The organism is Georgenia sp., from assembly GCF_054605595.1.
In genome coordinates this window covers 1-11,764 of sequence record NZ_JBTSDU010000102.1, presented here as the reverse complement: position 1 = coordinate 11,764, position 11,764 = coordinate 1, and the positions used below count along the sequence as shown (strand labels likewise).

The window sequence follows — 11,764 nt, the reverse complement described above, 5'->3', positions numbered from 1 at the left end:
CCCCGCGGGGGGGGGCGGGGGCGGGGGTCGGCCGGTTCTGAGGTGCGCCCGGGGGTGCAGGCGGCACCGGTCCTCACGCAGGGCCGGCGTCGCGGTCAGTCAGTCCTTGCGCGAGGCCAGCGTCGCGCTGAGCTCGACCTCGGACCCGCCGCGGACGACGGTCAGGGTGACCTTGTCGCCGGCGGCGTGCTGGCGGACGAAGCCGGTGAGCGACTCGGCACCGTTGACCTGGTCACCGCCGATGGCGACGATGACGTCACCGACCTGCAGGCCCGCGTCCGCCGCCGGGGTGGCGGGCTCCACCTGCCGGACATCGGCCCCTGCCCGGGTGATGTCACCGACGACGGCCGTGCCGTCGGTCAGCGACACACCCAGGAAGGCGTGCTGGGCGACCCCGTTCGCGATGAGCTGGTCCGCCACCTGCGATGCCAGGTTCACGGGGATCGCGAAGCCGAGCCCGATGCTTCCGGCCGACGATCCGTTCGCGCTCGACATGCTCGCGATCGAACTGTTGATCCCGATGACGCGGCCGGCGGCGTCGAACAGCGGGCCACCGGAGTTGCCGGGGTTGATGGCGGCGTCGACCTGGATCGCGTTCGTCACGACGGTGCTGCCCCGCTGACCGAATGCCTGCGGCGCCTCGGTCGTGCTGACGGGCCGGTCGAGGGCGGAGACGATCCCGGTGGTCACCGTCGAACTCAGACCGAGGGGGTTGCCGACGGCGACGACCGGGTCGCCGACGACGACATCGTCCGAGTTCCCCAGCGTGGCGGGCTTGAGGTCGGCGGGCGGGGTGTCGAGCGTGAGGAGGGCGAGTTCGGGCGCCGGGACCAACCCGGCGACCGAGGCGGTGAACATGCGCCCGTCCGAGAGCGTGACCTGGATGCCGCCGTCGACGGCGTCCCCGACGACGTGGTTGTTGGTGAGGACGTGCCCCGCCTGGTCGAGGATCACGCCGGAGCCGGCGCTGGCGCCGTTCGCGGTGCGGACGTCGATCGCGACGACGCTCGGGGTGACGGCGGCGGCGACGTTCGCCCAGTCCGGGTCGGTCGTCGTCGAGGTCACCACCGGGTCGGCGTTGCTGCGGGCCGAAGAGGCGCTCTGGGTGGTGGACGACGACGCGGCGGGCGCGTCGGGGCTGAACGCGCCGGTGAGGCCCGCCGTCCCGAAGGAGGCGACGAGGGCCGCTCCGGCGGCCACACTGACCAGGGCAGCCCATCCCGGTCGGCTGCGCTCCTTGCGCACCGGCGAGGTGGCGGCGAGGTACGGGCCACCGGCGAGACCGGGGCGCGTACCGCCGACGTGCTGGGCGTTGGGGTGTTGGGCATTGGGGGGCTGGCCGTCGTTCGGGTGCAGCGCACTCCGGAGGTACGGATCGGTGCCAGGTGTCAGCGGTACCTGGCCGTAGGCGCTGCGCGCATAGGGGTCGGGGGTGTCTCCACCCGCGGTGTGCGGCGCTCCGGCGGTATGGCCGGTTCCCTGCTCCGCCGGTCCGCGACCGTTCGTCCATCCGCTCTGGCCCTCCCGGTTCGGGGGCGTCCAGCCGGGGTTGTTCTGGGGGTGCTGCTCGTTCTCACTCATGGCGTCCTCCTGCTCGATGACCCCATGAGACACCCCGAGACTGACATGTGCCTTGGTGGTTCCTAGGAACTTCCTGGGAGCGGCCGGGCAGCTGCCGTGGTTGCGGCAGGCGACCCCGAAGCCATCGCCGCCGTGAGGGCCGCGCGCACCCGGGCGGCGACGTGGGCCCGCTCGTCACGGAGCCCGGACCGGTCGACGGGGACCTCGACGACGCTGCGCCCTCGCACGGGCTCGGCCAGCACGCTGCGCAACGCACCGCGGTCCTCGGCGAGCGTGTACCGACATCCGTAGCCGGCCGCGAGCTGGGCGATCGACGCCGACTGGGGCGTGCCGAAGATGCGCTCGAACTGGCCGGCTCGTTCCGGCGCACCGTGCTCGAGCGTCGCGAAGATGCCGCCACCGTGATCGTTGAGGACCACGACCTGCAGGTCCACCTCGTCCTCGAGCTCGCCGCGCAGCAGGGCGCCGGCGTCGTGGAGGAACGTCAGGTCGCCCATGACGGCGCGCACCGCCTCCCCGGTACCGAGCGCGAGCCCGGTAGCGGTGCCGATGGTGCCGTCGATCCCGGCCAGGCCCCGGTTCGCGACCGCGACGGGCACACCGTCGACGTCCCAGGCCGGAGCCACGAGGTCGAGGTCACGCACCGTGTTGGAGGATCCGACGACCAGGATGCCGGCGTGGTCGCCCGTCCGTCCGGTGGCCTGGGCGACGTGCCGCGCGAGCAGCAGCCCGTCGAGCGGGCGGCCGAGGTCGGCGACGATCTCGTCGATGACGCCCTGCGCCACCGCACCCGCGTTCCGCCACCGCTCGAGCCAGCCGCTGTCCGGGTCCTGCCCCGCCACCACCGTCACGGCCCCGGCAACGTGGACGGCGACACCGGCGACGTCGGTCCACGGCCCACGCGGGGCGACGACGACGATCCGGGCGTCAGCCCGGGCGAGCAGGGTGCTCACGGGCCGGGAGAGCGTCGGGTGGCCGAAGACGACGACCCGTTCGATCTCCCGCGTGAGCGTCGGCTCCTGGAGCAGCAGCCGGTACGCGCCGATCGCGTTCGCCCCGGCCCGGGCGCCCGACGTCGGCTCCGCCAGCAGCGGCCAGCCGCCCGCCTCGGCCACCTCTCGAGCGGCACGACCGGCGCCGTCGCCTGCGACGACGACGGTGCGCGGCCCGAGCTCGAGGGCGAGGGGTGCGGGACCACCGGCCTCGGCGATGGCGGCGCGCCGCGGTGGTACCTCGCCCGGCTCCCACTCGGTCGCCGGCACGAGGGGGTCACGGAAGCCGACATCGAGGTGGACCGGCCCCGGGTCGTTGGTCCGCACCCCCAGCGCGGCCGCGACGGCGCGGGTCACGAGCTGCTCCAGCCCGGCGTCGGCTGCGCCGGCCGGGATGTCGACGGCGAAACGGGTCGCCGAGGCGAAGATGCCGACCTGATCGGTGGTCTGGTTGGCGCCGGTGCCCCGCATCTCGTGGGGCCGGTCCGCACTGACCACCACGAGCGGCAACCCGGAGTGCGCCGCCTCGAGGACGGCGGGGTGCAGGTTGGCCACCGCGGTCCCCGACGTCGTCACGACCGCGACAGGTCGGGGCCTGCCGCTGCGATCCGGTGCGCCGTCGGTACCGGCCGTGCCGGTCGTGCCGGTCGCAGAAGGCTCGCCGCCGGTGCCCGCCGTGCCGGTCGCAGAAGGCTCGCCGTCGGCGCCGGCCGTGCCGCCCCTGGAGGGCGCGCCGTCGGGTGCCTGGAGCGCAGCGGCGCGCGCGAGCCCCAGTGCGACGAACCCGGCCACCCGTTCGTCGATGCGGACGTGCAGCCGGATCCAGCCGACCCGCTCGGCCGCCAGCAGGGCGTACGCGAGGGGTGCACTGCGGGACCCGGGTGCGAGGACGACGTCCCGCACGCCGTGCGCGACCAGCGCGGTGACCAGGGTCCGCGCCGTCGTGGTGGACGGCTCGATCGTCGATGGCTCGGCGGGCGACGGCTCGGCGGGTGGCTCGCCGGCCGATGGCCCGATGGCCCGCGGAGCGGTCGTCATCGGACCACCGACACGTGCTCGGTCATCGCCGCGAGGCGCTCGTGCCACCGGACGGTCGTGGCGTCGTCGGCCGCGACGACGGCGAGTGAGTCCTCGGTCGGCTCCGGACGCCGGACGGCGATGGTGCCGTCGACCGGCAGGAGGGGGGCCTCGACGGTGTCCCGCACGAGGAGGTGAACGGTGGCGAGCCCGCACGCGTACGGCAGTTCGGGCAGCGCGGCCGCGAGCGCCAGGCCCGCGGCGATACCGACCGAGCTCTCCAGGGCCGAGCTCACCACCACCGGCAGTCCCACCCGCTCGGCCAGGCGGAGGCAGGCACGGACGCCGCCGAGCGGCTGAACCTTGAGGACGACCACGTCGGCCGCCTCGGCCCTCAGCACCGCGAGCGGGTCCTGCGCACGTCTGATCGACTCGTCCGCCGCGACCAGGACGGAGCTGCGGCGGCGCACGGCCGCCAGATCCGCGACCGAGGCGCAGGGCTGCTCCACGTACTCCAGTCCCCCGGCGGCGATGTCGAGGTGTCGGAGCCGCTCGAGCGCCGTCTCGAGGTCCCACCCGCCGTTGGCGTCGATCCGGATCTTGCCGCTGGGACCGAGGGCGCCGCGCACCGCCTCCAGGCGTGCCTGTTCCTCGGCGAGGGACTGACCCGGTTCGGCCACCTTGACCTTCGCCGTCCGGCACCCGCCGGACGTGGCCACGATGTGGGCCGCCTGCTCGGCCCCGACCGCCGGGACGGTCACGTTCACCGGGATGTCGTCACGCAGCGGCGGCGGCCAGCCCTCGTCGGCCGCCTCGATGCCGGCGCGGAGCCAGGCCGCGGACTCGACGGCGTCGTAGTCCCAGAACGGCGATACCTCGCCCCAGCCGGCGTCGCCCCGGAGGAGCAGGCCGTCCCGGACGGTGATCCGGCGGAAGCGGGTGCGCAACGGCGTGGAGTACACGGCCCGTACGCGCGGCACGGGGCGGTCGGCGGTGCGCGTCGTCATGCGGCAAGGATAGGAGGCGCCAGCGACATCACCCGTCGCAGCAGGTCAGCGGCGGTCTTGCGGACGTCCCGCCCCTCGCTCAAGGCGCTCACCACCGCACCGTCGACGACGGCGATCGCGAGTTCCGGCGGGCAGTCGCTGCCGAGGATGCGCAGGATGTCCCCGACGGCGGCGGCGAGCCGCCTCCGGCCCGCCTGGTAGGCCTGAGCCACCGCGGGCGCGCTGCCCGCCGTGACGAGTTGCTCGTAGTGGCCCCGCACCTCCCCGACCGGGGGCAGCAGCGCGTCGAGCACGGGACCGGGCGATGGGGCCGTGGCACGCGAGAGCGCCGTTGATGCCGTTACTGCCGAGGCCGCCGTTACTGTCGAGGCTGCCGAGGCTGCCGAGGCATGCGAATCGGTCGACGGCGCCGCGGACGTCGTCACGTCTGGTGCCGGACTGCGGAACGTCGACCCGGGCGCTACCAACGAGTCACGCACCCGCTCGGCCCGCTCCGCCCACCGTCGCGCCAGGAGTTCCCCCGCCGCGCCCAGCAGGTCGTCGAGGCCAGAGAAGTAGTACGTCGTCGCCGACAGCGAGCACCGCGCCCGCTCGGCCACCGCCCGATGGCTCACGCCGCGCACACCCTCGGCGACGACGATCGCGGCGGCCGCCTCCACGATCGACTCGCGCCGTCGCTCCCCCTTCGACGCGCCCCCTGTCATGCGGCGCTCTCCGCCAGGTTCAGGCCGATGATCCCCGCGACGATGAGGACGAGCGAGACGAGTTTGAGCACGGAGACCGTCTCGCCGAGCACGGCCATCCCCACGATCGCTGTGATGCTCGCCCCGATGCCGGTCCACACGGCGTAGGCGGTCCCGACCGGCAGGGTACGCAACGCGTAGGCGAGCCCGACGAAGCTGAGCGTGGCCAGGACGAGGAACGAGACGCTCGGCCACAGGCGGCTGAATCCCTCGGACGCCTTCAGGGAGAGCGCCCAGCCCGCTTCCAGGACGCCCGACAGGATGAGTACGACCCAGGCCATGACGCTCCTCGCTGGTTGACGCTCCAGGGACCCGCGCTCTTGCGGGTTCGTTCATATGGTACGGCCGTCCCAGTCGCCGTGCTCCACAGGTCGGAAGCGGGGTCGGTCGCGATGTCAGTGGCTCATCGTAGAGTCATACACATGTTCGACACACCGAATCCAGACGACTCCGGCCACGAGGACCACGACGGCGAAGGCCTCGACCGCGCGGGCGACGCCACTAAGGCTGCCGACGCCGCGGGCGACGCCACTACCGCTGCCGACGCCGCGGGCGACGCCACTACCGCTGCCGACGCCGCGGATGACATCGCTGCCGACGCCACTGCCGCGGACGACATCGCCGCCAGCGGCGGGACGACGGATGCCGGCATGGCTGGGCTGGAGCTGGCCGCCGTCCTCGACGCGGTGGATCCAACCGCTGTGGGTGCCTCGGAACTCGTCGAGCTGTCCACCTTGTGGTCCCAGGTCATCTCCTGGGCGACGGCACGCCGCAGCGAGGCGATCGCCGTGCTGGCGGAACGGGCCGCGGACCTGGCGAAGGAAGCGGGTCAGGACGAGCACTGGGAGGACGGCCGGCACGCGGTCGCGACCGAACTCTCGATGGCCGAGGGCATGACCCGCCAGAGCGCGGAGAAGGTCGTACGCAGTGCCTGCCTGCTCAACGGCATGCTCATGGCCACCGGAGAGTCGCTGGAGTCCGGTCAGATCACCCCGGTCAAGGCCGACATCATCGTCGAGGCCCTCGCCGGCGTGCCCTACCCGGTGGCCTGGGCGGTGGAGGAGAGGATCCTGCCCGGCGCACGAGGGTGGACACCCCCGGAGTTGGCCCGACAGCTCCAGCAGGCCCTGATCGCGGTCGACGCCCACGAGGCCGACAGGCGGGCCCGTCGCGCCACCGAGCGCCGACGGGTGTGCCACCCGAGGGTCCGGGCCGACGGGATGGCATCGATCTTCGCGATCCTGCCCGCCGCCGACGCCATCGCGATCGATCTCGCGCTCGACGGCGCGGCCCGTGCCGCCAAGCAGGTCGCCGGCGAGACACGGACGATGGACCAGCTCCGCGCCGACCTCCTCGCCACCATCGGTGTCGACGCCCTGACCACCGGCACCCTCGCCGGTGCGAGCACCGCCATAACCGGCCGCGTCGGCTGGAGCACCGGCTCCCCCGCCGGGGCCACCGTCCCCTCGGGCACCGGCAACATGGGCTGTACATGCAACGGTGCCACGCCCGGGGTCCCGCTGGCCCGTCAGGGCGGCCGACCGGTCCAGGTGCACGTCACCGTACCGCTGACCACGCTGTTGGGCGGCGGGGAGCCGGGTGAGCTCGAGGGCTACGGTGCGATCGCTCCCGCCACCGCCAGGACGCTCGCCTGGGGTGGGACCTGGAAGAGACTCGTCACCGACCCGCTCACCGGCACCGTCCTGGACGTCGGCCGGACGAGCTACCGGCCTCCCGCCGCCCTGGCGGACCTCATCCGCGCCCGCGACCGCACCTGCGTGCGACCCGGTTGTGCCACCTCGGCCCGGGCCTGCGAGCTCGACCACCTCATCCCCTGGGAGCATGACGGGACCACCTCGCTGGCGAACCTCGCCGCCCAGTGCACCCAGGATCACCGCCACAAGACGCTCGGTGACTTCACCGTCAACCTCCTCCCCGGTGGCGTCTTCGAGTGGACCTCGCGCCTGACCGGCCGTGCCTACCGGCGTGAGTCCGACGGCGACATCACGTCCATCGACCATCTCACCGCGGAGAACGCGCCCCCGCCGCCGCCACCCCCGAAGGCCGACCCGAACGACGCCCCACCCCCGTTCTGATCAGGCTGTGGGGCCGGTCGCCAGGATCGACGCGGTCCTCTCGACGACGTGCACCTTGCGACCACGCACGCTGATCTAGGGTGATCGCCGTGAGCACCCTCCCCGCGCGCGTGTCCGAGACCTTCGATCCCTACGTGTGGCGGGAGGTCGCGGGCTTCGAGCTCACCGACCTCACCTACCACCGCGGCGTCGAGCGCTCGGCGGACGGCGAGCGCGACCGCCCCGTCGTTCGCATCGCGTTCGACCGGCCGGAGGTCCGCAACGCCTTCCGCCCCCACACCGTCGACGAGCTCTACCGCGTCCTCGACCATGCGCGCATGACCTCCGACGTGGCCGCCGTGATCCTCACCGGGAACGGCCCCAGCCCCAAGGACGGCGGCTGGGCGTTCTGCTCGGGTGGGGACCAGCGCATCCGGGGTCGGGATGGCTACCGGTACGAGGAGCCCGACGCCGACGACGAGGCCCCACTCGAGCAGCGTCGTGAGCAGATCGACCCCGCCCGCGCCGGCCGGCTGCACATCCTCGAGGTCCAGCGCCTCATCCGGACCATGCCGAAGGTCGTCATCGCGGTGGTCCCGGGTTGGGCGGCCGGCGGGGGCCACAGCCTCAACGTCGTGTGCGATCTCTCCATCGCGTCGCGCCAACATGCCCGGTTCATGCAGACCGATGCGAACGTCGGCTCCTTCGACGGCGGCTACGGCTCGGCACTCCTGGCCCGCCAGGCCGGCGACAAGCGCGCCCGGGAGATCTTCTTCCTCGCTCGCGAGTACTCCGCCACGGACGCCGAGCGGTGGGGTGTGGTCAACGAGGTGACGGACCACGACAACCTCGAGTCCCTCGCTCTCGAGTACGCACGCATCATCGCGAGCAAGTCACCGCAGGCGATCCGCATGATCAAGTTCGCGTTCAACATGGCCGACGACGGCATGGCGGGCCAGCAGGTGTTCGCCGGCGAGGCGACGCGGCTCGCCTACATGACGGACGAGGCGGTGGAGGGTCGGGACGCGTTCCTGCAGCGCCGCGACCCCGACTGGTCGACCTTCCCCTACTACTTCTGATCCGGCCTGTTTCCGCGGGTCAACGGCTTGTCGGACCTCGATGTGTGGCAGCGACGTGGAAAGAACGACGGTCGACTCTGTGATTGAGCCTCGCCTGCTGCGCTCGCGGGCGTCGTTGACGGCGCGCCGACGCACGCCGTGGCGCTGAGCGGATCGGAGTGCTGCGAGGCAGGCTCGGCCCTACCTCCTTCGGTGCGCAAGGACGTGGCGCTGTGGCTCTTGGAGTCGGTCGAGGTGACCGACCACGAGTCGATCAACGAGGCGTGGACGAGCGACGAGCGACACGGCAGGCTGCGCGCAACGCATGACCCTCAGGTTCGGCTTCCATCCGGAGACGCGAGCCGGGTTCGTCGCTGACGTCGCCTGGTACGACGACCGTGAGTTCGACGTTGGTGCACGTTTCGAGGTCGCGGTGCGTCGAGCCATCGACGCCGCGGTTGATGCACCGGGGTCGTGGGTGGTGCGGCCAGACCGGGATCGCGTGCCGGTGGTGCGGCGAAGGGGATCGCCCGGCCGGGTGAACCCTGGCCGGGCGATCAGCGACTACCGGGCGCTCGGCGACAACCGGGCGATCAGCGACTACTCGTAGCGCATCGATCCACCGTCGACCGGTACCAGCTCGATCCAGGTGTTCCCGGGTGACAGCAGGATCGGGGCACCCGCGGCGTCGGTGAGCCGGAGCGGCTCGGACACACCGCCCTTGGCCCAGCGGGCTGCCAGCACCTTCCCGCCGCTGGCCACCAACGCATCACCCTCGCCCTCGAGGATCGTCTCGGGCACCGGGTTGCCCGCAGGGTCGAACGTGCCGGTGGAACGGATCTGCACGCGCAGCACGACGACGTTGTCGGCCGCGAGCCGGTCACCGTCGGTGGAGAGCTGCTCGAGACCGCTCTCGTCGCGCATCCAGTCGCCGCCCGCGCCGTGCCCGATCGCGGCCGGGTCCCACGTCCAGCCGGGCGCCGACGAGGGGAATCCCACGGCGAGGACAGTGGCCGGAGCGCCGGCGACGACGGCACTCGAGCCGGCGACGTCGGCCGCGAAGGCAAGCTGCTCCGGCGGCGGTGTGGTGTGGCCGTCGGTGGCCTGCGCCACCAGCTCGGGGCCGGTGGCGAAGACGTTGTGCGGCGTCCGCCGGTCGCGGACGCGGTAGAAGCCGGGGCTCCCCAGGTCGTGGCTCAGCACCAGGAGCCCGGTCGCCCGGATCTTCTCCACGAACGCGGGCTGGCCGCCCGAGAACGCGATCACCCCGCCGTACGGGGCGGAGATCGCGGCATCCATCGGACGGGCGGAGCGGACCGGTCCGAGCACCTCGGGCACGACGGAGTGGTAGACGGCGTTGAAGCGGGTGATCCCGCCCTCGACCATTTCCTCCCACACGACGTCGGCGTCCTCCAGACCGGTCTGCGGGCGCGACTGCCGGGAGTTCTCGATCTTCACGGAGAGGGCAGGACCGAGCTCACCCTCCCGCGGCAGCCCCGTCAGAGGCCAGGTCGGGGGTGGCGGCGGCGGGGTCGTCGGTGTGGGCGAGGGGGTCGGCGTCGTCGCCGTCGTCGGCGCCACGGTGGGCTTCTCGTCGGGGGCGGACGGGGAGCACGCGGCGAGCACGAGCGCCAGAGCGGCGGCCACCACCGGCACCAAGGCTCGGCGCCGCGGACGAACCTTCGCATGTCCGGCACGTCCCCGTGCCTGCGGGTGGGTGGTCAGCTGTCGCATCGTGGCCCTGCTCTCTGAGATCGGAACGAGGGCAGCGTAACGAACGACCTACCCTTGATCGGTGACCCCGCCATTGTCCCCGCGCGTCGGCCCTTCGCCCGACGGCGCGACCTCCCACCGGCGGCTGGTGCCGCTCGTCGGCGGGACCCGGCCCGGCGACGTCGCCACCCTGCTGGGCGCCGTCCGTGCCACGGTGGTCGAGGATGCGCCCGGCGTGCTGGTCCCGCACGCCCCGGGTCGCCGCGGGTCCGACGTCGTCGCCGAGCTCTCGGCGCGGTCGCGCCGGCCGGTACCCGGCGCGACCGCGATGGTGCTGCAGACCTCCGGCTCGACGACGGGCCGGGGTCACCTGGTCGCGCTCGGCGCTGCCGCCCTGACCGCCTCGGCGCGGGCGACCGAGAAGCGCCTGGCCGGTCCGGGACAGTGGCTGCTTGCGGTCCCGGCGCACCACGTCGCCGGGGTGCAGGTACTGGTGCGCTCGGCACTCGCCGGGACCCGGCCCGTCGTGCTGGACACGAGCGGCGGCTTCGACGCGACGGCGCTCGCGGAGGCCGCCACCACGATGCGCGAGGACATTCCCGGCTACCTCTCCCTGGTGCCCACCCAGCTCCTCCGGGTGCTGGAAGCCGGTGAGCGGGCGGCCGAACCGCTCCGCCGGCTCGCCGCCATCCTCGTGGGCGGGGCCGCGTCCGCGCCGAGCACGTTGGAACGCGCCCGCGACCTGGGCCTACCCGTGGTGACTACCTACGGCATGACCGAGACGGGCGGCGGCTGCGTGTACGACGGCGTCGCGCTCGACGGCGTGCGGCTGCGCATCCTCGACGACGACCGGGTGGCGATCGGGGGCCCCGTCCTCGCGAGCGCCTATCTCGACGACGACGCCGCCGACGCCGCCGTGTTCCGGGTCGTCGACGGCGTGCGCTGGCTGTACACGGCCGACCGGGGCCGGCTGGACGCCCGCGGGGACGGACCCGACCGCCTCAGCGTCCTCGGCCGCATCGACGACCTCATCAACTCCGGCGGTGTCAAGGTCTCCCCGGGGGCTGTCGAGCGGGCGCTGGCCGAGCTGCCGGGTGTCGCCGAGGCCGTGGTCGTGGGGGTGCCGGACCCCGAGTGGGGTGCGCTGGTCACCGCCGTCGTCGTACCCACCCCCGGCGCGGCGACGCCGACCCTGGCCGACATCCGTGCCGCCGTCGGCGCCTGCCCCGGGAGCAACGGGACGTCCCAGCCCGCTGGCGCACATCTCGACGGCGCGCACCGGCCGAGGGCCCTGGTGGTGATGGCCCGGCTCCCCGAGCGCGGCCCGGGGAAGGTCGACCGGATCGAGGCCGCGCGGCTCGCCGCCGCCGCGCTGGCCGGCCCCGCCCGGGTTGGTGTGGAGCGTCACGGCGGCTGAGGGGCCCCGCACAGCCCGGGGTGAGAAGAGCCTCCGCTGCTGACGTGCCGCTCCACGGGCCTGGGCGGGAGCGCGGTGCGGCGCCGGGCCTGGGCGGGAGCGCGGTGCGGCGCCGGGCCAGGGCGGGAGCCCGGGGCGGCGCCCCGGCTCCCGGGCGCCCG

10 protein-coding genes are annotated in these 11,764 nt (G+C 73.7%); 4 read left to right on the top strand and 6 right to left on the bottom strand.

Translation table 11 applies throughout. The features are described 5' to 3' along the window. Positions 1-99: 99 nt before the first annotated feature. The 5 genes from ACYC1Z_RS11475 to ACYC1Z_RS11455 all read right to left on the bottom strand — a co-directional run bounded on the left by ACYC1Z_RS11475 (position 100) and on the right by ACYC1Z_RS11455 (position 5,621). Positions 100-1,581 carry a S1C family serine protease gene (locus tag ACYC1Z_RS11475; RefSeq protein ID WP_461409662.1) on the bottom strand — a complete coding sequence of 494 codons (1,482 nt, stop codon included), beginning with the start codon at positions 1,579-1,581 and terminating at the stop codon, positions 100-102. 62 nt (positions 1,582-1,643) lie between these two features. Then, on the bottom strand, positions 1,644-3,611 hold the full coding sequence (menD, locus tag ACYC1Z_RS11470; protein ID WP_461409661.1) for a 2-succinyl-5-enolpyruvyl-6-hydroxy-3-cyclohexene-1-carboxylic-acid synthase: 1,968 nt from the start codon (positions 3,609-3,611) through the stop codon (positions 1,644-1,646). Further along, a complete protein-coding gene (locus tag ACYC1Z_RS11465) occupies positions 3,608-4,597 on the bottom strand; it encodes an o-succinylbenzoate synthase (protein WP_461409660.1) in 990 nt (329 codons plus the stop codon). The genes menD and ACYC1Z_RS11465 overlap by 4 nt, the downstream gene beginning before the upstream one ends. Continuing rightward, a complete protein-coding gene (locus tag ACYC1Z_RS11460) occupies positions 4,594-5,301 on the bottom strand; it encodes a TetR/AcrR family transcriptional regulator (RefSeq protein ID WP_461409659.1) in 708 nt (235 codons plus the stop codon). Before ACYC1Z_RS11460 ends, ACYC1Z_RS11465 begins: the two co-directional genes overlap by 4 nt. After that, positions 5,298-5,621 carry a DMT family transporter gene (locus ACYC1Z_RS11455; RefSeq protein ID WP_461409658.1) on the bottom strand — a complete coding sequence of 108 codons (324 nt, stop codon included), beginning with the start codon at positions 5,619-5,621 and terminating at the stop codon, positions 5,298-5,300. Before ACYC1Z_RS11455 ends, ACYC1Z_RS11460 begins: the two co-directional genes overlap by 4 nt. A gap of 141 nt (positions 5,622-5,762) precedes the next feature. On the opposite strand from ACYC1Z_RS11455, the gene ACYC1Z_RS11450 reads away from it, so the two are divergent. The 3 genes from ACYC1Z_RS11450 (at position 5,763) to ACYC1Z_RS11440 (ending at position 9,083) form a co-directional block, all read left to right on the top strand. Next, positions 5,763-7,436 carry an HNH endonuclease signature motif containing protein gene (locus tag ACYC1Z_RS11450; protein WP_461409657.1) on the top strand — a complete coding sequence of 558 codons (1,674 nt, stop codon included), beginning with the start codon at positions 5,763-5,765 and terminating at the stop codon, positions 7,434-7,436. A gap of 89 nt (positions 7,437-7,525) precedes the next feature. Beyond that, on the top strand, positions 7,526-8,494 hold the full coding sequence (locus ACYC1Z_RS11445; RefSeq protein ID WP_461409656.1) for a 1,4-dihydroxy-2-naphthoyl-CoA synthase: 969 nt from the start codon (positions 7,526-7,528) through the stop codon (positions 8,492-8,494). A 304-nt stretch (positions 8,495-8,798) separates the two neighbouring features. Continuing rightward, positions 8,799-9,083: a hypothetical protein gene (locus ACYC1Z_RS11440; protein WP_461409655.1), complete on the top strand. Its 285-nt coding sequence runs from the start codon at positions 8,799-8,801 to the stop codon at positions 9,081-9,083. Here the strand turns inward: ACYC1Z_RS11440 and ACYC1Z_RS11435 are convergent. Continuing rightward, positions 9,074-10,120 (bottom strand): DUF3048 domain-containing protein, encoded by a 1,047-nt coding sequence (locus ACYC1Z_RS11435; protein WP_461409654.1) that lies wholly within the window; start codon positions 10,118-10,120, stop codon positions 9,074-9,076. The two genes, ACYC1Z_RS11440 and ACYC1Z_RS11435, sit on opposite strands and share 10 nt — an antisense overlap. A 148-nt stretch (positions 10,121-10,268) precedes the next feature. On the opposite strand from ACYC1Z_RS11435, the gene ACYC1Z_RS11430 reads away from it, so the two are divergent. Then, a complete protein-coding gene (locus ACYC1Z_RS11430; protein WP_461409653.1) occupies positions 10,269-11,603 on the top strand; it encodes an AMP-binding protein in 1,335 nt (444 codons plus the stop codon). Positions 11,604-11,764: the final 161 nt, after the last annotated feature.